This is a genomic window from Mannheimia sp. USDA-ARS-USMARC-1261 (assembly GCF_000521605.1).
GTDB classification, from domain to species: Bacteria; Pseudomonadota; Gammaproteobacteria; order Enterobacterales; family Pasteurellaceae; genus Mannheimia; species Mannheimia indoligenes.
Genome location: NZ_CP006942.1, coordinates 2,093,695 through 2,113,600, shown reverse-complemented (window position 1 = coordinate 2,113,600; position 19,906 = coordinate 2,093,695). Strand labels below are relative to the sequence as shown.

33 protein-coding genes are annotated in these 19,906 nt (G+C 42.1%); 32 read left to right on the top strand and 1 reads right to left on the bottom strand.

The window, feature by feature from the left end:
• Nucleotides 1–50 precede the first annotated feature (50 nt).
• Both X781_RS10260 and X781_RS10255 read left to right on the top strand, forming a co-directional pair.
• Nucleotides 51–728 (top strand): phosphoribosyltransferase family protein, encoded by a 678-nt coding sequence (locus X781_RS10260; RefSeq protein WP_025236781.1) that lies wholly within the window; start codon nt 51–53, stop codon nt 726–728.
• A gap of 115 nt (nt 729–843) precedes the next feature.
• On the top strand, nt 844–1,212 hold the full coding sequence (locus X781_RS10255; protein WP_025236780.1) for a DoxX family protein: 369 nt from the start codon (nt 844–846) through the stop codon (nt 1,210–1,212).
• Between the two features lie 150 nt (nt 1,213–1,362).
• On the opposite strand, the gene X781_RS10250 is transcribed toward X781_RS10255, so the two are convergent.
• On the bottom strand, nt 1,363–2,079 hold the full coding sequence (locus X781_RS10250) for an XRE family transcriptional regulator (RefSeq protein WP_025236779.1): 717 nt from the start codon (nt 2,077–2,079) through the stop codon (nt 1,363–1,365).
• 183 nt (nt 2,080–2,262) lie between these two features.
• Between X781_RS10250 and X781_RS10245 the strand changes: the two genes are divergently transcribed.
• From X781_RS10245 to X781_RS10110, 30 genes are all read left to right on the top strand, one after another.
• The gene (locus X781_RS10245) at nt 2,263–2,523 is read left to right on the top strand and encodes a helix-turn-helix domain-containing protein (protein WP_025236778.1); all 261 of its coding nucleotides are present in this window, start codon (nt 2,263–2,265) and stop codon (nt 2,521–2,523) included.
• Between the two features lie 20 nt (nt 2,524–2,543).
• Nucleotides 2,544–4,511: a Mu transposase C-terminal domain-containing protein gene (locus X781_RS10240; RefSeq protein ID WP_025236777.1), complete on the top strand. Its 1,968-nt coding sequence runs from the start codon at nt 2,544–2,546 to the stop codon at nt 4,509–4,511.
• Between the two features lie 10 nt (nt 4,512–4,521).
• The gene (locus tag X781_RS10235; protein WP_025236776.1) at nt 4,522–5,403 is read left to right on the top strand and encodes an AAA family ATPase; all 882 of its coding nucleotides are present in this window, start codon (nt 4,522–4,524) and stop codon (nt 5,401–5,403) included.
• Between the two features lie 10 nt (nt 5,404–5,413).
• Complete coding sequence (locus X781_RS10230) at nt 5,414–5,734, top strand: hypothetical protein (RefSeq protein ID WP_005606439.1); 321 nt, start codon at nt 5,414–5,416, stop codon at nt 5,732–5,734.
• 2 nt (nt 5,735–5,736) lie between these two features.
• Entirely contained in the window at nt 5,737–5,928 is a 192-nt protein-coding gene (locus X781_RS10225) for a hypothetical protein (RefSeq protein ID WP_005822932.1), read from the top strand.
• A 13-nt stretch (nt 5,929–5,941) separates the two neighbouring features.
• A complete protein-coding gene (locus X781_RS10220; protein ID WP_025236775.1) occupies nt 5,942–6,559 on the top strand; it encodes a DUF3164 family protein in 618 nt (205 codons plus the stop codon).
• Nucleotides 6,560–6,876: 317 nt separating this feature from the next.
• Nucleotides 6,877–7,074 (top strand): ANR family transcriptional regulator, encoded by a 198-nt coding sequence (locus X781_RS10210; protein ID WP_025236773.1) that lies wholly within the window; start codon nt 6,877–6,879, stop codon nt 7,072–7,074.
• A gap of 9 nt (nt 7,075–7,083) precedes the next feature.
• Nucleotides 7,084–7,266 (top strand): hypothetical protein, encoded by a 183-nt coding sequence (locus X781_RS10205; RefSeq protein WP_025236772.1) that lies wholly within the window; start codon nt 7,084–7,086, stop codon nt 7,264–7,266.
• Between the two features lie 23 nt (nt 7,267–7,289).
• Nucleotides 7,290–7,679, top strand: coding sequence for a hypothetical protein (locus X781_RS10200; RefSeq protein ID WP_025236771.1), 390 nt, complete (start codon nt 7,290–7,292; stop codon nt 7,677–7,679).
• Nucleotides 7,680–7,750: 71 nt separating this feature from the next.
• Nucleotides 7,751–7,993 (top strand): hypothetical protein, encoded by a 243-nt coding sequence (locus X781_RS10195; RefSeq protein WP_025236770.1) that lies wholly within the window; start codon nt 7,751–7,753, stop codon nt 7,991–7,993.
• The gene (locus X781_RS10190; RefSeq protein WP_025236769.1) at nt 7,990–8,547 is read left to right on the top strand and encodes a hypothetical protein; all 558 of its coding nucleotides are present in this window, start codon (nt 7,990–7,992) and stop codon (nt 8,545–8,547) included. The genes X781_RS10195 and X781_RS10190 overlap by 4 nt, the downstream gene beginning before the upstream one ends.
• Entirely contained in the window at nt 8,531–8,959 is a 429-nt protein-coding gene (locus X781_RS10185) for a gp16 family protein (RefSeq protein WP_025236768.1), read from the top strand. The genes X781_RS10190 and X781_RS10185 overlap by 17 nt, the downstream gene beginning before the upstream one ends.
• 355 nt (nt 8,960–9,314) lie before the next feature.
• Nucleotides 9,315–9,914 (top strand): antA/AntB antirepressor family protein, encoded by a 600-nt coding sequence (locus tag X781_RS10180; RefSeq protein WP_025236767.1) that lies wholly within the window; start codon nt 9,315–9,317, stop codon nt 9,912–9,914.
• 10 nt (nt 9,915–9,924) lie between these two features.
• Nucleotides 9,925–10,131, top strand: a complete 207-nt coding sequence (locus X781_RS10175) for a hypothetical protein (protein ID WP_025236766.1) — start codon at nt 9,925–9,927, stop codon at nt 10,129–10,131.
• A gap of 93 nt (nt 10,132–10,224) precedes the next feature.
• Nucleotides 10,225–10,572 (top strand): hypothetical protein, encoded by a 348-nt coding sequence (locus tag X781_RS10170; RefSeq protein ID WP_025236765.1) that lies wholly within the window; start codon nt 10,225–10,227, stop codon nt 10,570–10,572.
• Nucleotides 10,573–11,053: 481 nt separating this feature from the next.
• Entirely contained in the window at nt 11,054–11,215 is a 162-nt protein-coding gene (locus tag X781_RS12440) for a hypothetical protein (RefSeq protein ID WP_005822924.1), read from the top strand.
• A 132-nt stretch (nt 11,216–11,347) separates the two neighbouring features.
• Nucleotides 11,348–11,779, top strand: a complete 432-nt coding sequence (locus tag X781_RS10165) for a hypothetical protein (protein WP_025236764.1) — start codon at nt 11,348–11,350, stop codon at nt 11,777–11,779.
• Between the two features lie 86 nt (nt 11,780–11,865).
• Nucleotides 11,866–12,399, top strand: a complete 534-nt coding sequence (locus tag X781_RS10160) for a glycoside hydrolase family 108 protein (protein ID WP_025236763.1) — start codon at nt 11,866–11,868, stop codon at nt 12,397–12,399.
• Nucleotides 12,400–12,402: 3 nt separating this feature from the next.
• Nucleotides 12,403–12,645: a DUF2644 domain-containing protein gene (locus X781_RS10155; protein WP_025236762.1), complete on the top strand. Its 243-nt coding sequence runs from the start codon at nt 12,403–12,405 to the stop codon at nt 12,643–12,645.
• On the top strand, nt 12,642–13,001 hold the full coding sequence (locus tag X781_RS10150) for a DUF2681 domain-containing protein (RefSeq protein ID WP_038644040.1): 360 nt from the start codon (nt 12,642–12,644) through the stop codon (nt 12,999–13,001). The genes X781_RS10155 and X781_RS10150 overlap by 4 nt, the downstream gene beginning before the upstream one ends.
• Before the next feature lie 14 nt (nt 13,002–13,015).
• Nucleotides 13,016–13,171 carry a hypothetical protein gene (locus X781_RS12435; protein WP_200865313.1) on the top strand — a complete coding sequence of 52 codons (156 nt, stop codon included), beginning with the start codon at nt 13,016–13,018 and terminating at the stop codon, nt 13,169–13,171.
• Complete coding sequence (locus tag X781_RS10145; RefSeq protein ID WP_025236761.1) at nt 13,164–13,421, top strand: hypothetical protein; 258 nt, start codon at nt 13,164–13,166, stop codon at nt 13,419–13,421. The genes X781_RS12435 and X781_RS10145 overlap by 8 nt, the downstream gene beginning before the upstream one ends.
• Nucleotides 13,421–13,675, top strand: a complete 255-nt coding sequence (locus X781_RS10140; protein WP_025236760.1) for a hypothetical protein — start codon at nt 13,421–13,423, stop codon at nt 13,673–13,675. The genes X781_RS10145 and X781_RS10140 overlap by 1 nt, the downstream gene beginning before the upstream one ends.
• Before the next feature lie 7 nt (nt 13,676–13,682).
• Nucleotides 13,683–14,183 carry a DUF1804 family protein gene (locus X781_RS10135; protein ID WP_025236759.1) on the top strand — a complete coding sequence of 167 codons (501 nt, stop codon included), beginning with the start codon at nt 13,683–13,685 and terminating at the stop codon, nt 14,181–14,183.
• Nucleotides 14,183–14,329 carry a hypothetical protein gene (locus tag X781_RS12430; RefSeq protein WP_006248651.1) on the top strand — a complete coding sequence of 49 codons (147 nt, stop codon included), beginning with the start codon at nt 14,183–14,185 and terminating at the stop codon, nt 14,327–14,329. Before X781_RS10135 ends, X781_RS12430 begins: the two co-directional genes overlap by 1 nt.
• A gap of 3 nt (nt 14,330–14,332) precedes the next feature.
• A complete protein-coding gene (terL, locus tag X781_RS10130; RefSeq protein WP_025236758.1) occupies nt 14,333–15,955 on the top strand; it encodes a phage terminase large subunit in 1,623 nt (540 codons plus the stop codon).
• A gap of 59 nt (nt 15,956–16,014) precedes the next feature.
• Complete coding sequence (locus tag X781_RS10125; RefSeq protein WP_025236757.1) at nt 16,015–17,628, top strand: DUF935 domain-containing protein; 1,614 nt, start codon at nt 16,015–16,017, stop codon at nt 17,626–17,628.
• The gene (locus X781_RS10120; protein WP_025236756.1) at nt 17,615–18,919 is read left to right on the top strand and encodes a phage minor head protein; all 1,305 of its coding nucleotides are present in this window, start codon (nt 17,615–17,617) and stop codon (nt 18,917–18,919) included. The genes X781_RS10125 and X781_RS10120 overlap by 14 nt, the downstream gene beginning before the upstream one ends.
• Before the next feature lie 150 nt (nt 18,920–19,069).
• Complete coding sequence (locus X781_RS10115) at nt 19,070–19,279, top strand: hypothetical protein (protein WP_038644039.1); 210 nt, start codon at nt 19,070–19,072, stop codon at nt 19,277–19,279.
• A complete protein-coding gene (locus X781_RS10110) occupies nt 19,276–19,692 on the top strand; it encodes a phage virion morphogenesis protein (protein WP_025236754.1) in 417 nt (138 codons plus the stop codon). Before X781_RS10115 ends, X781_RS10110 begins: the two co-directional genes overlap by 4 nt.
• The last annotated feature ends 214 nt before the right edge of the window (nt 19,693–19,906 follow it).

The window sequence follows — 19,906 nt, the reverse complement described above, 5'->3', positions numbered from 1 at the left end:
TCCGAAAAAAGCGACTTAAGTTTGATAATCTGCAAAGAAAAGGAGGAAAGATGAATGTATTCGGCTTTCGCTGTTTTCACTGTGATAAATCATTGGCAGTTGGTATTCACGGATTTTGCAGCATTTGCCAAAAGCAAATGAAAAAGCAACCTTACTGCACTCATTGTGGAATGAGTTCTTTAGCATACCGTGATTATTGCGGCTATTGTTTAAAAAATGAACCCAAGTGGCAAAAATTAGTGCGAGTGGGGGAGTATAAACCGCCGCTTTCTCATTGGATACATCGCTTTAAATTTCAGCAACAATATTGGCTTGATCAAGCCCTTGCACGACAATTGCTTTTAGCTATAAAACAAGCTCAAAGAGAGCAAGGTTTGAGATTGCCGGAAGTGATTATGCCCGTGCCGTTATTTTGGCAGCGATATTGGCAGAGAGGTTTCAATCAAAGCGAATTGTTAAGCCGTTGGTTAGCTAAATGGCTAAATATTCCGTTGGATAATCAAAGTTTAATAAGGCAGCGGAAGACCATCTCTCAACGAGATCTTAGTGCAGCACAACGCCGTAAAAATTTAAAAAGAGCTTTTAGCTATCAACCTATCAGAGAGTATAAGCGAGTAGCGATTGTTGATGATGTACTTACAACAGGTTCAACGCTGAATGCAATTTGTACCGAGTTATTGAAATGGAATGTTGAAGAAATTCAAGTTTGGGTGTTAGCAAGGGCTTAATATTATTTCTTTATTTGAAATAATATATTTTAAAATTGATAGATTATCAAATAAATGTTTTCCTTTAAAATACGCCCTCAATTGTTTAGTTACTTTTATTTTTTAAGGAAAGCTTATGAACTCAACTTTAAACAACTTACAACCGCTTGCTCTTTTAATTACCCGTATTGTAGCAGGTTATATGTTCTTACTTCACGGCACGGCAAAATTCTTTGAATTCCCAATGTCGATGACCAACGGCAACGGCAGCGTGCCGCTTTTCTCGATTTATGGTGCGGCAGGTATTTTGGAAATTGCAGGCGGTATTTTATTTATTTTAGGCTTGTTCACACGCCAGACTGCATTTTTGCTTTCAGGTATGATGGCGTATGCGTTTTTCATCGTACACGGTGCACAAGGCAACGTATTATTACCATTATTAAATGTATGGGGTACTGATCTTTTTTGCATAGAGAGAAAGAAAAAAATTTGGTCGGGAAAATAACGGCGAAGCCTTGTGATGTGGGGCTTTGCCGTTTTTGTTTGGTGGGTGGCTATGCAAAAAACAAAATGAGCAGGATTAGAAAAAAATGAGCAGTTTTTGCGTTATTTTTTGCATAGGTTTGATCGGTTTTAAAACTATTTTAAATCTGTTTTAAACTAAAGAGTGTCCGATGTGAACTACTTGCCCGATGATTTGTAAGTTTTGAGCTTCGTCGGCAGGAATTTTAATCGGTTCATATTCCTCTCGGTTATCTGAAATCAGCTCTATCCCGTCCCACAGCGGTTTAATACGCTTAACCCAAACGCTGTCGCCATTTTGCACTAGGTAAACTTTATCATCTCCTGTTGCTTCTTTCTGGCTGAAATCCACCAACATTTGATCGCTATTAGCAATGGTTGGCTGCATTGATGTTCCTCTCGCCCAAAATACGCCACAGTTATGGGCTTTAACACCTAGTCTTTGCAATAAGCTATCTGAGTAAGGTTCTTGCCCATCTGGCTTTGTTATACCCTCATTAAAACTGCCAAAGCCTGCTGATACATTGATTGAGAAAAAGCTATCAATCATTGAAACCGTTTCATCTGAAACATCTTTTAATCTCTCAAATGCTCTTGCCACAATCCCGTTTTCATTTTTAGGCTGGCTTTGCTCGCCTGTTAGCAGGTAGTTTGGTGTAACATCTAGTGTTTCTGCTATTTTGATGATCATAGAGGCTTGAGGTTCTCGCTCGTTGGTTTCCCAGCCTTGCAATGCAGACAAAGACACACCAATCATTTTTGCTAACTCTGGACGAGTTAATCTTAACCTTTCTCTTTCAAATCTTACCCTTTCACCAAGTGAAATTGGTTTTTTAAACTTCTCATTCATAACTTTAAAAAATAAAATTTAATTTTTAATCTTTTTAAACTTACAGATAAACTTTGAAAATCAACAATTTACAAATTTTAAGGTTTAAATGGTCAAAAAATAACTTTAAAAAATGATTTTTAAACTTTACAGAGTTTAATTTTAAGTTTATTATCCCTTGCGTTAAGTCAATGAGGTTATCTAATGAGTACATTAACGCAAACTAAAAAAACAGCAGAAGATTGGCATAGAGCCGACATCATCGCTGCACTACATAAAGCTGGTTGGAGTTTACGCCAACTCTCTTTGCAACACGGCTATAGTCAAGCAAGCACCTTAAAAAATGCTCTTGACCGCCCTTGGAAAAAAGGGGAACGCATTATTGCAGAAGCGATTGGTGTACCTGCCGAAGTGATTTGGGCAGGTCGTTTTGAACAACGCAACCACAAGAAATTTGCTGAATAAGCTCTTTAAGGAGTTTAGATATGAGTGAAAACAACTTAAAAACGCACTATTCCGCAAAAGAATTGTTAGCTTTAAGTTTAACCCTTTTACCTAATTCGGTGCAAGGAATTATTTATCAAGCTAAAAAACAACTTTGGGAAACTCGAAAACGAGTTGGTCAAGGTGGTGGAAATGAATATGCCCTTGATAGTTTTCCCGAAGCGTTACAAACCGAAATCCGTACCAAGCTGCTAAAACTTTTACCTGTAGAGGTAAGCAAAGGCGAGCTTAGCACGCTTCGACAAGAAATTGATTTGGAGCAGATAACAGATAATCAGCTTTCGACGGCAGATAATCGGATTGTAGTGGTGCGGTGGTATTTAATACAGGAAAAGCAACTGGGGCTAAGTCGCACTAAGTCGTTAGACAGCGTGATTACAGCGGTCGCAAGCGGTCAAATTCCTGCGGAAATTTGCAAAGCGATTATGGCGGGCAATGGTAAAGCCGGTGGAAAGTTAAAGCTCTCTAAACGCACCTTGCATAGTTGGGTGCTGGCGTATGAGGCAGGAGAAAATTCAGCGGAACGGTTAAAACAGATGATTCCGCTGAAAACACAAAAACGTGCCGTGCCGGAGCGTTGCCCTTGGTTGCAAGCCTTTTTACCCTTTTATCAAACTTTTAGCAATGTGGCTTTAACACAGGCTTATGCTCAATTTGCAATGCAGTATGAGGGCGAAGATTTACCTACAGAGAGCCAAGTTCGGTATGCCTTGAAGCAGTTACCCGATTATGTAGTTCAGCAAGGGCGTAAAACAGGAGCAGAGATGCGGAATTTAATGCCGTTTATTCGCAGAAACGATCAGGTAATGGGGCTAAATGAATGCTGGGTGGGTGATGGGCATAGTTTTAAGGCGTATGTGAAGAATTTACTCGGTATGCCCTACATTCCTGAAGTTACAGCAATTATTGATGTACGTTCACACCGTGTTGTGGGTTGGTCGATTGCCAATAGCGAGTCTGTGATGGCGGTGGGTGATGCCTTTCGGCACGGGGTGATGAATGTGGGCTTACCGAATATTTATTACTCAGATAATGGTGGCGGTCAATCCAACAAGGTGCTAGACAGCGATGTAACAGGGATTTTTGCCCGATTGGGTGTGCATCACGAAACAGGTGTGGCAGGTAATCCACAAGGGCGTGGGATTATTGAAAGATTGTGGCAATCCACCTTAATTCCACTGGCAAAAACCTATGCCAGCTATGGTGGTAAAGATGCTGATAACGCCACTAAGCATTGGAATTATCGCAAATTAAAAAGTGCGATGAAAGCGAAAACCAAAAATCAGTTAATGACTGATGAACAACGTCGAGCAATGGCAAAAGTGCCTGAATTTGCAAATTTTGTGGCAGATGTAACCGCTTGTTTTGAGGCTTATAACAACAGACCGCACCGCAGTTTGCCGAAAAATCCTGAAACAGGTTTACGGTTTAGCCCGAATGCGTTTTGGGCGTACTTAGCCAATATGACGAACTGGAAAGCGGAAATCATCACGGAAGAAGAGAGCAAAATGTTGTTCCGCCCTGAAGTGGTGCGAGTGGTGCAACGAGGCGAGGTTCACTTTGATAACAAAATTTACTTCCACATTGACCTTGCTGATTTTGACGGCAAGGAAGTAAGAGTGTGCTATGACATTCACGACCCACAAACCGTGTTAGTAAAACAGCAAAGTGGCGAGATTATCTGCCAAGCGGTATTAGATGGTAACAAGGTGGCTTACTTCCCTGAGTCGGTGCGTGAAAGTGCAGCACGGAAGTCGTTAGAAGCGAAGATTAAACGTAAGCAAGATGCAATCGACCTGATTAAAGCACAGGATAAGCAAGTTTATACCATTGAGCAGATGCCTGAGTTTAGCTTTATTCCAACAACCAAAGCGAAACAAGCCAAACCAATATTCCTCACGCAAGCCGATAAGGACGAGTGGGAAAAGAAACAGAGAGCCTACGGGTAAGGAGCAATAAATGAAAAACCAAGAACTTAGAACCTTAATGGATAGCAAGGGCTATCAGCAAAAACAGGTGGCACAGCTTTTAGGTGTGTCGGTGACAACGGTGAGCCTTTACCTCAAAGGCGAATATAACGGCAACGTAGCAGAAATGGATCGCAAAGTCAGCGAGCTGATTGAGCGTGATAAGGCAAAGGTGGTTGAAGCGAAATATAACGCCGCTTTTGTATCAACTTTAGCGGCAAGACGTGGAATGGAAGTAATGGCATTTGCTCACGTTGAGGGCGAAATTAATGTGATTTACGGCTCGGCAGGTTTAGGCAAAACGCAGATGTTAAAAGAGTACGCACGCAGAAACAGCTCGGCAGTATTAATTGAGGTCGATCCAAGTTGTACGCCGAAAGTGTTGCTCCGCAAGATTGCCGAGGCGGTGGGGGCAAATGCACGAGGGGTGAATAACGAATTGCTCGACAGCATTGTGAGCAAGCTCAAAGGCTCAGAGCGTTTGCTGATGATTGATGAGGCTGAATTGCTCTCTACCCGCTCGCTAGAATTTATCCGCCGTATCCACGATTTAACAGGTGTAGGCGTGGTGTTGGCTGGTATGCCTCGCTTACTGATTAACTTAAAAGGCAAGAATAACGAGCTGGCACAGCTTTATAGCCGAGTAGGTTTTGCCTGTGATTTAGGAAATGCCTTGAGCGAGGAAGATTTGGGGCTATTAGCAGAAAGTGCGTTAGGTACGAGCGAGTTTAACGCTCCATTAATTAAAGCCAGCAATGGCAACGCTCGCCGATTAAGTAAGTTAATGCGTGGCGTGGTGCGGTCGAGCGAGATTAACCAAACGCCAATCAGCAAAGAGTTAGTTGAGCAATATAGCAAGATGTTGATTAGCTAAGGAGCAGATTATGCAAAAGGTGTACAGCGAAAAAGCAGGCGAGATGATGAACCCATTAAACGCTTATATCCACGACAGCCTTGTGAAGTTAGAAATTGCCACGCTTGAGTGCGAGGCGTTGGATTTGGAGATTGAGCGGGTGGAATTTGAGGCGGCAAGCCCACCTCGCCTTGTGTTGCGAGATAACCGCAAAACGCAGGATTTTGTGAAAAACGGCTTAGCAAGCCTGTTTGGAATGAAAACCAAAGGCGGCAGACGGTATGACAGCTACCAAATGCAAGTGCGAGGCGTGAAGTGTGTGTGGGAGTCTGAACGTGTTGCGAAGGTGTAGAGATGAAGAAACGGCGAATGATTTATGCCCTGTATGTTGGCGAAGAGAATGTGGCTGACGGCACAGCGGAAGAATTAGCAAAACGGTTGGGGGTGGAGGCAAAGACGATCCGATTTATGTCGTCCCCCGCCCACAATAAAAGAGTGAAGTATAACGGTAAAGCAGTCCGCACCGTGAAAGTCGGGCTGGAATAGAGAGGAAAAGACAATGAGCAAAGTAAAAATCGGTAATGAAATTTACTGGAAAGATGCCGATGGTAATTTAAAGCCAGAAGCATTAGTGAAAGAAATCGACAAAGAACGTGATGAATTAGTCCGTCAATTTGTGAGCCGTGCCGAAGAAATTAGCCAACTACTAGGCAATTTTAAACAATCCGTATTTGATGATGTAGGGGCTTTTGTCAGCCTATCGGCTGAAAAATATGGGGTAAAAATCGGCGGTGCAAAAGGCAATATCACGTTATTTACCTATGACGGTGAATATAAGTTGCAGTTAGCAGTGCAAGAGAATATTCGCTTTGATGAGCGTATTCACGCCGCAAAAGCCTTGATTGATGAGTGCTTGCACGATTGGTCGGAAGGAGCGAAACCGGAACTTAAAGCGTTAATTGATAATGCGTTTGAGGTAGATAAAGAAGGTAATTTATCAACAGCTAAGATCTTATCGCTCCGCCGTGTTGAAATTGATGATGCACGATGGAATCAAGCAATGACAGCAATTTCAGACAGCGTGCAGGTAATTGGTAGCAAAGGTTATATCCGTTTTTATAAACGTGATGAAAATGGCAAATATCAGCCGATTAGTTTAGATATGGCGGGAGTTTAAAATGTTTATTGCTTTTAATGTTAATTATACGGATAAGCCTGTTGTGGTTAATACAGACAAGGTTTGTTCAATAGAAAATATTAACGGGAATGTAACAGTACGCTTTTGTGATAACACAACATTAATAATGAAGGACTTTGATGATAACGAATATCTGTCGTTATTAAATCATTTGCTGATTTTAGATCAGTTAAAAAGAAAGTCTTAGTTTAAAACCCTTTTCAATGCCCTTTAAAAATCTCCCCTAGCCCCTCTTTTTCAAACGGGGAACAAGATAGAAGGGCATTTATAAAGTGTTTTAACCACAGGAGAACGAAATGAAACCAACAGAAGCAAAATTTAACCGCTATCAACATTATGCCGAAAAAGCGGCTGAAGCCGAACGCCAAGGCAACTATAAGGAAGCCCAAGACCATTGGGAAATTGCAAAATTATCCGCAAAAACAACCACTAACCGTGATTGGGCAGAACAACGAGCGGTATTTTGTAAACGTATGCACAAGAAACCGTTTTAGGGGGAAGTGATGACAGAAACCGTAAAAGAACAACTGAATAGCCAATTAAATGAGGCAATTATCCAGCTTATACAGGCTCAAAAGTATTTAAACCAAAGCGATTTTATCCGTAGCGGTGTGTATCTAGGCACGGTTCAGGATTTATTGCCCAAAGTGCACTTGAAGTTATTAACGGCAAATCGAAAACATTAACGAAAAGTAGAGAGGAAATAAAAATGGCTATTACAGCAGAACAATGGACGGAAATTAAGCAAAAACTAGACAGTATTATAGGAAGAGTTAAATTTAAATACAAAGAGCATTTACTCACGGTAGATGTTACACAAGTTAAGCGATCTTTAAAACTAGCTGTGTATGTTGATGGGGAGATTAACGAAGCTTGGACAAAAGAGGGACACGAAATTCGCCCTTATTTGGAAGAGGTTTGGTATCGCAAAGAACGCCCTATTTTTAATGCTAAGGAGAAGAAAGCATATAAAGGTTTAGTGAGTAAAAAACAGCTAAATGAAAAAATAACAATTTATTCACCTACATTTCCATCACCAACTGCACTGATTCGTCAATATAAGAAACTGGAAGGATTAGAGTTAGTTGAAGTCATTTAAGAACCCATTTACAGCCCATTTACCACTATTTTAAGTGGGCTGGATAATGTGTTTTATTTAAAGGAGCAACAATGACTATTTACGATCCTCAAAAAAGCGTATCGATACGCCATCATAGCATTACTCTAAGGGTTAATACCGCAGAGGCAAAACCAAATTATCGTTTGTGTAAAAAGAAAAATGGCGAAATTGTATTACAACAAATGTTTATTATTACACAAGGATATATCTCACACGGAACTCCATATCCTATAAGTAAAGTTGAATGGAGAGAAATTGAAACAGTCTGTGAAGATAGTGAGGTAGATCTATGAAACTATGCAAATGCCCGATTTGCCATTCGGAAATCTCGCTGGAGGCGTTGATTGAAGATGATGCAGGGCGTGAGTTGTTAAATACGATAGTGAATATCGGTGGTAATTGTGGGCGTGCGGTGGTGAGTTATTTAGGGCTATTTAAACCACAGAAAAACAGTCTTGCCAATAGCCGAGCGTTGAAAATTGTGCAGAGTTTATTGGAGCTTTACCCTCCCTCTAATGTGTTGGAAAAAGCGTTAATTGATACGGTGGAGCAAGTCCGCCGAAATCGTAGAGAAACAGGCAGATGTGAGCCGCTGGCAAACCATAACTACTTAAAGAAAGTGTATGAAAGCGTAAAACCGCAATTTGCGGTAGTGCGAAGTGAAAAGGCGGCAAACACCGATAGCCTTGAGGCACAGCAACGGCAAGCCGACCAAAAGAAACACGATGCGGTGATGTATGTGGAACGAATGAAGCAAATGGGGCAACTGGAAGCCGTTAAGAACACCGAAAGTTATCAAATTTGGCTGAAATGGAAGGAGGAGAAACAAAATGCAACCGCAAACTAGAAAGCAGATGATACAGAAAATTCATATAGCGAAAAACGAGCTTAAAATGACACGAGAAAGTTATGTGCGATTTTTAATTGAAACGGTGGACAAAATGAGTTGTTCGCAAATGAGCGACGCTGAATTGATGACTGTGTTACAAGCAATGAAACAACAAGGTTTTGTTGTAAAAAGTAAACAACACGGTAAACGACCTGATGTCGGTAATTCGCCAGATAACCAAGCCCGAAAACGTTATATAGATAAAATTGAGGCATTTTTAAGCGAGATGAAACTCCCATGGGCATACGCCCATTCAATTTGCAAAAGAGCCTTTGGAGTCCAGCGAGTGCAATGGTGCAATGATGTCCAGTTGCATAAAGTGGTAAAAATTTTAGCAGTGAATGCTAAACGCCACGGGCATAGAGTATAGAGTTTATTTACAGCCTTCTGCGGAGGGCTGAATAATAAATTTTACGAAATTTTTTGCATAGTTATGATTTTTGGGCTTGACTGTCAAGCGGAAATATTTTATTTTTCGAGCACGATCTCAAAAATCGACAATACAGCTTGCACAGCTGAAAGTATGTGCTATTTTTTTGCCTGAATATCAGAAAGCCTTTGAGTTTCAGAATATCTGTGCAGAAAAATAAATACAATTTAAATCAATGACCGACAGTGCGAGGAATACAAGACCTGAAAGGGAAATAACTCCGCTGTTTATTGTGCAGTTTTGAGCTGTCGGTCGCCCTACTCAAAATAGGGTTTCCAATTCAAGGAAAAACACAATGAATAACTTCCAAATTGCAACCTTTACGGGTTCTCTTCAAAATCAATCTACCTTACTAATTAATGCTCGTGATCTACATCAGATGTTACAGATTGGGCGTGATTTTTCTAACTGGATTAAATCAAGAATTGAAAGCTACGGCTTTGTTGAAAATGAAGATTTTACTTGCTCGCCAAATTTGGCGAGCGAGAAAAGCAAAGGTTTAGCCAGCTTTTGGGGCGGTCAAAATAAAATTGACTATCACATCACCCTTGATATGGCAAAAGAGCTCTGTATGCTCGAACGTTCCGAACTGGGACAACAGGCACGCCGTTACTTTATCCAAAAAGAGAAAGAGGCAAATGCTCTAAAACAGGCTCTACCTCAAACAACGGTTGAAATCAGCACCGATAAATATATCGAACTGCTCGAAACCCAAAACCAACTGCTTAAACAAGCGATGAAACCGCAACAATACAAGCTACGCCTAAGTGCCGAAGAAAAAAGCCATATTTTCCGCCTGCACCAACAAGGATTAAGCACAGGGCAAATTGTGCAACAATCGGGGCGTTCTGAAAGTGCGGTGCGTGCGGTTATTCGTGAAAATTTAGGCAAATAAGGAGTGAGTTATGAGAACTGAATTTGAAGATATTGTGCAAAATACCGAAAATTTGGCAAGCGGTTTGTATAGTTTAAGCCATTTACTGGAAATTTTGGATAATACCGAAGACCAAATTTCAATGAGTGGCTTAGCTCACCTTGTCGCAATCATTGCCAGTGCGACTAAAAAACAAGCAAATGATGCAGCAGTAGCCCTAAATTGTGTAGATAATTAAAAATTTACACTATTTTTTGCATAGCCCACTTTTTAAAGTGGGCTTTTTTGTGGTAGATTTCAGGTGATTTGAGCTCATTAAAGGAAATTGAAAATGAAGAAATTACTATTAACAACCTTATGCTTGTTATCTTTACCTGTAGCTGCAATGACAGAAAAAGCTGAACAAGAAACAGCAAATGCTCTTGTAAGTGGTGATTATCAGCAATTAAGAAACGTGGCTTATGGAATGGAAACAGGGTCGTTTGGACACGACCACAATCCTATTGCAGCCTGTGCTTTACGCCGTGTTATTTTGCTTGTTAATTCAGACAAAGTAGATATGACTGATTTTAACAATGAGGCGATTGCTTGCCGTAAAATTGAAGTTACAGATAATCAACAGGCTTGGGAAACAGCGTTTACGATTGCAAAATCAATTTCTGCCACTAAGAAAAAGTAAATTCATAAATTAGACCGCTTTAAGCGGTCTTTTTTTATGTTGTTATATCCAGTTATGCAAAATAAATCGCAAATAAGGCGGTTTTTAGCGGTTTTTAGCGATTTTAGTAAAAAGGCAGGTTACAACTTAAGTTATATTAAAAAATGGCTTGTAGAGTGTTTTTGATAGGTTTTACAGATCAAAACTATTGCAATGATCGGCAAAAGGTTATAGAATGACTAATATCTGTTAAATAGCAGATAAAGGGAAGCCCTAAAAGGCTATAAACCTCTTAGGGCTTGTATTATTGCTGGTATATATTTTGAGTTTGGCGACCTTATATATATCAGCTAACCACGAAATCCCTTGAATACTTCAAGGAATAAGGGATTTTTGTATAAAAATACAGAAGTCAAGTCTTGACTTCTGTGAAAACTGGTTACAAATTTTACCTGTTTTTCGTGAGTTTTCAAGGGATTTTTCATTTTTTAGGAAAATTTCAATGAAAAAAGAAATTAAAAAGCAGGATAATTCTAGCTCTTGTGGCTATATTTTCAGACGTTTCAGACGAGTAAAAGGCTCTAAAGCGAAAGGTGAGGAGCGTTTCTTAGATGCTTGGGAATATGGTTATGAAGCTTGGAGAATCCCGATTAGAAAATGCTAACTTTTCAAGACCGCTTTCACAAGCGGTCTTTTTTTATCTGAAATTTGCAAAAAATTTTTAAGTAAGTATTACAGATTTGAATAACCCCCTTGGATAATGGCTTTTGTGGAAATTATTCAAGGGGGATTTTTTATGTCTGAATTTGAAAGTATTGAACGTTATTTACCTGAATCGGTAAAAGAAATTGTCGATTTGATCGGTTTACCTGCAACTGAAAAACTAATCAAAGCCTTTGGTGGCTTTTCGTTCCAATTTTCAAAAGGAAAAGTCTATTTTGAAAAATTAGAAGAAGTGCTAGGGAAAGAAGATGCAGAAAAATTACACTCTTATTTGAAAGCGAATAGGGCTTATTTGCCCCGTTGCCAAACTACCTTGCGATTATTACGTAATGAGCGGATTTATGCCGATTACTGCCGAATGACAGAACAAGAGGGGATAAGCGGTCGTTTGGCGATTATGCAGATTTGCTCAAAATATGGTGTGTGCGACCGTATTGCGTGGGATGCGGTGAGGTATTTAAAATCTAAGCCTAAGCAGCCTATTACACAAACTTCACTCTTTTAATTTGTGGAACTCTTTCATCTCCCCCACCTTACATTAAATCATTAAAGTCTCTTTAAATCATCATTGTATTTAAAGAGGCTTTTTTTATGACTGAACCTACCAAAACCAAGGCAACCCTTGCCGATTTTAACCGAGCTTTTGACCGCTTAATCGGACACGAGGGTGGTTATGTGAATGACCCGAAAGACCCCGGTGGCGAAACAAATTGGGGTATCACTCTCCATACTGCCCGTGCGAATGGCTATACAGGCTCTATGCGTGCGATGAGCCGTGCAGATGCCAAAACTATTTACCTTAAAGCCTTTTGGCAACGCTATAACTGCGACCAATTCCCGCCTGAGTTGGCTTTTCAGTTTTTAGATGCCTGTGTGAACCACGGTTCGGGCAATGCCAGCCGTATGTTGCAACGTGCGGTGGATGTGGCTGATGATGGCATTATCGGCAAAGTCACTTTGGCTGCGATTGAACGTTATTCGGTGGCGGATGTGGGCTTGTTATTTCAGGCAGAACGCCTTGAGTTCTATACCAAACTCAAACACTTTGACCGTTTTGGCAGAGGTTGGATTAATCGAATGGCGGGCAATTTGCGTTATTTTGCCAAAGACACGGCGGAGGAATAACCCTTGAAACAGTTTTTACTTGATTTAATTACCAATAAAGACGGGAAAGCCAGCACCACCGGTTTTATCCAGTTTATGAGCTGGTTAGTGCTATCGGGCATTTTGATCCACGCTTATGTTGCTGATAAGCCGTTTATTTCTGATTGGTGGTTTGCCTATGCCGGCATTTGCGTATTAGGCAGCCCTGCCACAAAAGGCGTGGTAAGTGCGTTAAAAAAAGACCGAACAAAGGGAGATGAAGAATGATTACTCAACAAATTGTCGGTTTTATCGGTGTGATTGGCACAGTAATTGCCTATGCGTTTTTTAAAGGCTGGCAGTTAAAACAAGAACGTAAAAAGACCGCTACTTTGGAGGCTGAAAAACAGCAACAAGCGGTCGAAATTCAACAAAAAAATGCAGAGGTTAAAAATGCCAAAATCCAGCAAAAACACGTTAATGAAACTCGCCGTATTCAGCCTAGTGCCGTTGATGAGCAGTTGCACCAGCACGGTTACTTCCGTGACGACCACGGGTTGCACGGCGTTCAGCCTGATTTATCCGAGCCGTGCCGACACGTTGGAAACGAAACGCCAAGTGCTTGCACACAATCTGACCTATGAGGAAGTTTGCAAGAATGACGTTAATTAAAAAATTGAGACAACGTTGGCAACAATGGCGTTTTTACCGCCGCCGTCCTGACCTTGCAGAACTGCATAACGTGGTGCGTGCGGCGGTGGCACAAGGTAATAAACACCCTGTCGGGCGAGCCAAAAGGGGGCGTTATGATTGATGAAAAACTGTTTCAGATGCTGATCTCTTTTGTAGTTGCTCCGTTAGTGGCGTTTGTAGGCAAGGTCATATTTGATCGTATCAACCGTAATGAGCAAACGGTAAAAGAGCTAAAAGCAGAAATGGAGAGTAAATACCAATCGAAAGAGCTTGCTCACGAGGTTAATCGGGGGGTGAGAGAAAAACTGGATGATATTTTTAACTCCGTAAAAGAAATTAATAGCAAGTTAGATAAAAAGGCGGATAAGTAATGAGCCGTAAAAAACATAAACAAACCGATTCGGAAAAATTAGACCTGATTTTAGGCGGATTAAACGAGCTGAATGACAAGGTGGATAAGCAAAATGAAGAAATTGAACGCTTACACCGTGAAATTCAAGCCACACAACGCCTCGTAAATGAAATGGCACGCAAAAATCGCCGTGATGCCATCATTGCCGGTGGTGTAGGCGGTGGCATTGTTGCAGTGGGTTTTGAGTTATTACGCTTGAAATTTGGTATGTAGAGGGCGTATGGCACACGATGTTGAAGTACAGAAAGCCGTTCGGCAAGCCTATGTATTTGACCGCTTAAGCCTTGAAATGGCTGCTGAACGTGCAGGGGTGTCGTTCGGCACAGCTCGCCGTTGGAAATCGACAGCCGAAAAGAATGGCGATAACTGGGAAAAAGCCCGTGATGTGCAAGCAATGGCAAGCGGTGGCATTGAGAATATCGCTCAAGGCTTATTAGCCGGTTTTTTAATTAAGTACCGCACCTTAATGACGGAGCTTGAGGAAAACACGGAGATGACAACCGCAGCGAAGGTGGAGGCGTTATCTGCTTTGGCTGATTCATTTGCAAAGATGACGGCATCGAGTAAAAAGCTATTGCCTGAAACAAGTGCAATGGCAACCGCTATGCGTGCGATTGAGATGATGGCGAATATCGTCAAAACCAAGAAACCGCATTTATTACCTGACTTTTTGGAAATGCTGGACGATTTAGAAGTGCAGTTTAAAAAGGAGTTTAAGTAATGGCTAAGAAAAAACAAACTGTAGTGCATAAGCATTACTCTTTCCGTTGGATTGTCCAACTTGCTTGTATTTTCGGAGCAATAAAACTAATGCTCAACGGTACAGACGGTTGGGGCTGGTTGTTGCTTATCGCAGCTTGTATGTAATTTATGAAAATTAAAGAATTTGAAAAAGAACTGGAAGCCCTACGGCTACAGCTACAACGTAATATTGAAGCGAGTTTTGAAGGCTGGGACGATACGCCAAAAGCTATTAGCGAACGCCGACAGAAGGTTTTAGACCCTGTTTCCGGCTTTGAGTATTTTGTGCAGGCTTATTTTCCGCACTATGTGCGTTCTGAGCATAAATCGCAGTTGCACCATTATCTATTCGAGAATTTGCCACTTTCGGTAAGTGATCTTTCCAAGTCAGTTCGCCAAGCGATTGCAGCCCCTCGTGGTGAGGCAAAATCGACGATTTGTACTCAGTTATTCCCTTTGTGGTGTATGGTTTGCGATCTGAAACGTTACATCATTATTGCAATGGATACCCGTGAGCAGGCTTACGGTATGCTTGAGGCGATTAAGGTGGAGATTGAATCAAACCCTCGTTTAGCGGTTGATTTTCCTGAATTGGGAGCCGGTAAAGTATGGCGTGCTGGGGCAATTATTACCAGTAAAAATCAGAAAGTTGAAGCGGTTGGTGCAGGGCAGAAATTGCGTGGTCGCCGACACGGGGCTTATCGTCCTGATTTAGTCGTGCTTGATGATATTGAAAATGATGAAATGGTGCAAACCCCTGAACAGCGTAACAAGTTGCATAACTGGGTGCTAAATGCCGTACTGAAATTAGGTGCAGCAGGCGAAAAGTTCGATGTGATTTATGTCGGCACAATTCTACATTATGACAGCGTACTTAACCGAGTTTTAAAAACGAAAGGTTGGAAAAAAGCCCATTTTAAAGCCATTTTACGCTTCCCTGACAATATGGCGTTATGGGACGAATGGGAGAATATCTATCTTTCTGAAGAAGGCGATGATGACACGCTTTCAGACCTATTCTATCAGCAACATAAAGCTGAGATGGATAAAGGGGCTGTCGTTTCGTGGTTGGCTCGCCCTATTCTCTATTTAATGAAAATTCGTGCTAGTGATGGGCATAGTTCTTTTGACTCCGAGTATCAAAACGACCCAGTCTCGGGCGATGATGCGATTTTTGCCAATAGCATCCAATACTGGACGGAGTTGCCAGAAAATTTAATCTATTTTGGGGCATTAGACCCCTCAATGGGTAAAGCTGGGGCAAGCCGAGACCCATCGGCGATTTTAGTGGGTGGTTATCACCGTGAGAGCGGTAAGTTGTACGTTGTAGAGGCTCAAATTAAAAAGCGATTACCTGATTTGATTATTGAGGACGTAATTCGGTTGCACTCGCAATATAACTGCCACCGCTGGTTTGTGGAGACGGTGCAGTTTCAGGAGTTTTTACAGACGGAGCTGGTTAAACGTTCGGCACAACGTGGCAAGCCTGTACCGGCAACCGCCACCAAGCCGAACAGCGACAAGATGTTACGCATTGAGAGCCTACAACCGCATATCGCTAACGGTTTGATTTTACTCCACCGCTCGCAATCCACGTTAGAGAGCCAGTTGCGGCATTTTCCGAAAGCAGATCACGATGATGGACCCGATGCTCTGGAAATGTTGTGGCGAAATGCCGTGAGTTCTTCTGCCCCGATTGAGTGGGAAAGTGTGGATGATGACGACTATGGTGGAAGTAAGTGGCGGCATTAAAATCTCCCCCAACCCCCTCTTTAATTAAAGAGGGGGCTTTATAGTATTAGGAATTTAAAATGGCAAAAAAGAAGCATAAAAAACAGGCTAAACCGAATTTAAACCCGATTAAAAATCAAGAATTGCAAACGGATTTAGCCGAAATTACCGCAACAGGTCGAGTTCTCTCCGACCACCCGAGCAATTTTATTACCCCGGCAAAAATGAAAAGCATTTTTGAGGATGCGGAAAATGGTGATATTACCGCTCAGCACGAATTATTTATGGATATTGAAGAGCGTGATAGCTCTATTTTTGCCAATATTCAGACCCGAAAACGTGCTGCACTGGGCGTGGATTGGGCGATTGTTGCCCCTCGCAATGCCACACCGCAAGAAGAAAAACTGCGTGATGAGGTGGATGAGTTATTTTATCAACTCGGCAACTTTGAAGATTTGGTGATGGACTGTATGGATGCGGTGGGGCACGGCTTTTCTGCATTGGAAATCGAATGGGTGTTTAACGGCACGCATTGGTTGCCTATGGTGTTTAGCCACCGCCCGCAGTCGTGGTTTAAGTGGGATAAAGACGATCAGCTATTGCTCAAAACCAAAGATAACCCAAACGGCGAGCCGTTGCGTGAAATGGGCTGGGTGGTGCATACCCATAAATCTCGCTCGACCCAAGCAGCACGCAATAACTTATTCCGCACGTTGGCGTGGCTGTATATGTTTAAGCATTACAGTATTCACGATTTTGCGGAGTTTTTGGAGTTGTACGGTATGCCTATCCGTATTGGTAAATATGGGGCAGGTGCAACTAAAGGCGAGAAAGATACGCTCAAGCGTGCGTTAGCGGAAATCGGACACAACGCCGCAGGGATTATGCCGGAGTCGATGAGTATTGAGCTGCATAACGCCGCTAACGCAGGCGGTGCAGCAGGTAATAACCCATTTTTGCAAATGGTGGATTGGTGTGAAAAATCCATTGCACGCTTGATTTTGGGGCAAACCTTAACCAGCGGTGCGGACGGTAAAACCTCAACGAATGCACTTGGCAATGTACATAACGAGGTACGCCGTGATTTGTTGGTCTCTGATGTAAAACAGTTAGGGCAAACTTTTACCCAACAAATTATTCTGCCATTTTTGCAAATTAACTTTGCAGGGGTTGATCCAAATCGTATCCCGAGCTTTGAGTTTGACACCAAAGAACCGGCAGACTTGGCGTTATTTGCTGATAGCTTGCCAAAATTGGTGGACATTGGAATGCCTATCCCTGTGCAATGGGCGATGGATAAGCTCGGCATCCCTGAAGCCCAAGAAAATGAAGCTGTGTTAGGGCGTTCTGCCACACCACAAGCGGTGGGATTATCGGCAAAAATTGCAAATTGCTCTTGCGGTTGTGGGGGCAAGGTTCACGCTTTGTCGGCCCAAACCAAAACGGGCATTAAAGAGCAAGATGCCTTAGATGATTTGGCAGACGAGGCTTTTTCCGTGCCGGATTTTAACGCCCAATTTGACCCTATCACAAAAAAGGCGGTGGCGGTGGTAATGGCGTGTAGCTCTTATGATGAGGCGGCGGAAAAACTGGCAGAAGCCTACCCTGATTTAGTGAGTGAAGATCATAATCGCTATTTAGCCAATGCGTTATTTTTAGCGGATTTATTGGGGGCAGCCAATGCCGAAGGCTAATTTTGCGATTGGGCTAGAGCCTAAGCAGGCGATTGAGTTTTTGCGGCAGAAGAAGTTGCTTGCAAGTAAAGTGTTTAAACAGGAACTGTTTGACTCTGCTCTTGGGCGAGCCACCACTATTAGTAAGATGACAAGCCTTGAGATGACTCGTGATATTTATGAGTCGATGGAAAAAGCACGGCGTGAGGGGAAATCCTTTAATGAGTGGAAGAAAACGCTTACGGCTGAATTTGAGCGAAAAGGCTGGGTGTATGGACACGACAAAGCGATTAGCCGTGGCATAGACGGCAAATTGCTTGCCGACCCCAAAACCGGTGAGCATTTCGGCACGCCTCGCCGTTTGAATACGATTTATCGCACCAATATGCAACAGGCTTATTCTGCGGCTCGTTATCAGCGGTATATGGAAAACGTGGATAATCGCCCTTATTGGCAGTATTCGGCGGTAGGCGACCAACGCACCCGCCCTGCTCATCAAGCGTTAAACGGCAAAATTTATCGTTATGACGATCCGTTTTGGGCGACCTTTTACCCACCAAACGGTTTTAATTGTCGTTGTACGGTGATTGCACTGGGTGAGCGTGATTTAAAACGTAAAGGCATTGATGAGGTCGGCAGTAGTGAGCCGTTTTTGGTGAAAGCAAAACGCCCGAAAGATAAGCTGGGCAATAAAGAAGAGACTATCGGCTTTAAATTACCGGACGGCACGGTGCGGCTTGCTGACAAGGGCTTTGATTACAATGTGGGACGTTTGACTTATAAGCCGAATTTGGATTTATACCCCGAGAAGTTGGCTCATCAGTTTGCGAAAGCGGAGATGGCTGGGGGCGAGTTTAAGCAGGCTTTTAAGAAGCTAGAAGATGCGGTAAATCAAGCCAAAGGCAGCCATAAAAAACTCTCCGCCGATGAGATGGTTAAGGTGCGAAATGCCCTCAATCAGAACTTTAAATTTGCGGCAGGTCGGTTAAGTGAGGAAACGCAAAAGCAGATTGATAGCAAAGTGGCTACGGTGTGGCTATCTGATGATACGCTGATTAAGCAGTTTAATAGTCGTGAGGGGCAGGATTTTGGGCTTGATGTGTATGCAAATATTCCTGATGTAATTTTTCAGCCTGATCATATTTTGCAAGATGGCAAAAATTTTAGCTTTGTACGAAATTTTGAAAACTACCGCATCTTAGTTGTTATGAAGTATTTAGAAGAGTTTAGCGAGTTATTTCTTGTATCAACAAGGGAAATCGGTCAAAAAGAGTTGGATAAATTATTGCTAAAAAATACGGTTATTAGGTAAGGCTCCCGATCACTTACACACGCTCTCGGTCATTTGAGCAGGACTAGCCATCTCAAATAGGCTGCGGTAGGGAGATTATCACCGCTTTTCTAATAACCGTCTAACGAATATACCCCCGTTTATTTTAAAAATCAATATAGGAGAGTGGAAATGGATAAGCAATATAATGAAAAAATGAACGAAATTTTTGGAGAGGGATGGCAGGATTACGCACCTAAAACCATAGCTTGGCACGATAAAGATAAGGTAAAAGATGCTCTGCTTTACCGTTACAAAACAGGGGTAGATAGTTTTTCATCTCTTTTAGTAATGTGGCGATTAATTGATGATTACCCTGAGACAGAGCCTAGTGAACTATGATTGAAATCCAAATTCACGGCATTGATGAGATTATTGCTACTCTCAACCGTATTGCCGACAAGACCAAAGATAAAACCGACCTGATGCGGAATATCGCCGGCACAATGGAATCGGCGGTGCTGACTAACTTTGATGTGGGCGGTCGCCCTGCGTGGTTGGGGATTAAACATCGTGAGGGTACGCCACTTGTGGATACTGAAAATCTGATGAGTAGCATTACCAGAGACTACGATAATGATTCTGCGGTAGTTGGTACAAATGAGCCTTATGCGGCTATCCACCAATTTGGCGGAATGGCTGGGCGTGGTCGGAAAGTGAAAATTCCTGCCCGTCCGTTTTTACAGCTTACAGAGCAAGATGAGGCAGATATTTTGGATGATGTGCAGGACTATTGGCAAAAGTTGCTCGGTTAGGTTTAAAATGCCCCCATAAAACGCCCCAAATTAACGATTAGGGGCGTTTTTGTTTTATGTGGTATGATTTATCATTCTTTCTTTTTTAAAATTTTTTAAAGCGGATTTAAAGCGTTTTAAAACAGGTTGCCTTTCTTTCTTAATTCCAAGCGGTTGCTTTTTCCTAAAAATTTGCAATTTGTGGAAGTTGCTCCCCTCTTTTCTTTTTTCTCAA

Coding starts and splice junctions, on each gene's coding strand:
- X781_RS10260 (WP_025236781.1), top strand. CDS start 51: ATGAATGTATTCGGCTTTCGCTGTTTTCACTGTGATAAATCATTGGCA.
- X781_RS10255 (WP_025236780.1), top strand. CDS start 844: ATGAACTCAACTTTAAACAACTTACAACCGCTTGCTCTTTTAATTACC.
- X781_RS10250 (WP_025236779.1), bottom strand. CDS start 2,079: ATGAATGAGAAGTTTAAAAAACCAATTTCACTTGGTGAAAGGGTAAGA.
- X781_RS10245 (WP_025236778.1), top strand. CDS start 2,263: ATGAGTACATTAACGCAAACTAAAAAAACAGCAGAAGATTGGCATAGA.
- X781_RS10240 (WP_025236777.1), top strand. CDS start 2,544: ATGAGTGAAAACAACTTAAAAACGCACTATTCCGCAAAAGAATTGTTA.
- X781_RS10235 (WP_025236776.1), top strand. CDS start 4,522: ATGAAAAACCAAGAACTTAGAACCTTAATGGATAGCAAGGGCTATCAG.
- X781_RS10230 (WP_005606439.1), top strand. CDS start 5,414: ATGCAAAAGGTGTACAGCGAAAAAGCAGGCGAGATGATGAACCCATTA.
- X781_RS10225 (WP_005822932.1), top strand. CDS start 5,737: ATGAAGAAACGGCGAATGATTTATGCCCTGTATGTTGGCGAAGAGAAT.
- X781_RS10220 (WP_025236775.1), top strand. CDS start 5,942: ATGAGCAAAGTAAAAATCGGTAATGAAATTTACTGGAAAGATGCCGAT.
- X781_RS10210 (WP_025236773.1), top strand. CDS start 6,877: ATGAAACCAACAGAAGCAAAATTTAACCGCTATCAACATTATGCCGAA.
- X781_RS10205 (WP_025236772.1), top strand. CDS start 7,084: ATGACAGAAACCGTAAAAGAACAACTGAATAGCCAATTAAATGAGGCA.
- X781_RS10200 (WP_025236771.1), top strand. CDS start 7,290: ATGGCTATTACAGCAGAACAATGGACGGAAATTAAGCAAAAACTAGAC.
- X781_RS10195 (WP_025236770.1), top strand. CDS start 7,751: ATGACTATTTACGATCCTCAAAAAAGCGTATCGATACGCCATCATAGC.
- X781_RS10190 (WP_025236769.1), top strand. CDS start 7,990: ATGAAACTATGCAAATGCCCGATTTGCCATTCGGAAATCTCGCTGGAG.
- X781_RS10185 (WP_025236768.1), top strand. CDS start 8,531: ATGCAACCGCAAACTAGAAAGCAGATGATACAGAAAATTCATATAGCG.
- X781_RS10180 (WP_025236767.1), top strand. CDS start 9,315: ATGAATAACTTCCAAATTGCAACCTTTACGGGTTCTCTTCAAAATCAA.
- X781_RS10175 (WP_025236766.1), top strand. CDS start 9,925: ATGAGAACTGAATTTGAAGATATTGTGCAAAATACCGAAAATTTGGCA.
- X781_RS10170 (WP_025236765.1), top strand. CDS start 10,225: ATGAAGAAATTACTATTAACAACCTTATGCTTGTTATCTTTACCTGTA.
- X781_RS12440 (WP_005822924.1), top strand. CDS start 11,054: ATGAAAAAAGAAATTAAAAAGCAGGATAATTCTAGCTCTTGTGGCTAT.
- X781_RS10165 (WP_025236764.1), top strand. CDS start 11,348: ATGTCTGAATTTGAAAGTATTGAACGTTATTTACCTGAATCGGTAAAA.
- X781_RS10160 (WP_025236763.1), top strand. CDS start 11,866: ATGACTGAACCTACCAAAACCAAGGCAACCCTTGCCGATTTTAACCGA.
- X781_RS10150 (WP_038644040.1), top strand. CDS start 12,642: ATGATTACTCAACAAATTGTCGGTTTTATCGGTGTGATTGGCACAGTA.
- X781_RS12435 (WP_200865313.1), top strand. CDS start 13,016: ATGACGTTAATTAAAAAATTGAGACAACGTTGGCAACAATGGCGTTTT.
- X781_RS10145 (WP_025236761.1), top strand. CDS start 13,164: ATGATTGATGAAAAACTGTTTCAGATGCTGATCTCTTTTGTAGTTGCT.
- X781_RS10140 (WP_025236760.1), top strand. CDS start 13,421: ATGAGCCGTAAAAAACATAAACAAACCGATTCGGAAAAATTAGACCTG.
- X781_RS10135 (WP_025236759.1), top strand. CDS start 13,683: ATGGCACACGATGTTGAAGTACAGAAAGCCGTTCGGCAAGCCTATGTA.
- X781_RS12430 (WP_006248651.1), top strand. CDS start 14,183: ATGGCTAAGAAAAAACAAACTGTAGTGCATAAGCATTACTCTTTCCGT.
- terL (WP_025236758.1), top strand. CDS start 14,333: ATGAAAATTAAAGAATTTGAAAAAGAACTGGAAGCCCTACGGCTACAG.
- X781_RS10125 (WP_025236757.1), top strand. CDS start 16,015: ATGGCAAAAAAGAAGCATAAAAAACAGGCTAAACCGAATTTAAACCCG.
- X781_RS10120 (WP_025236756.1), top strand. CDS start 17,615: ATGCCGAAGGCTAATTTTGCGATTGGGCTAGAGCCTAAGCAGGCGATT.
- X781_RS10115 (WP_038644039.1), top strand. CDS start 19,070: ATGGATAAGCAATATAATGAAAAAATGAACGAAATTTTTGGAGAGGGA.
- X781_RS10110 (WP_025236754.1), top strand. CDS start 19,276: ATGATTGAAATCCAAATTCACGGCATTGATGAGATTATTGCTACTCTC.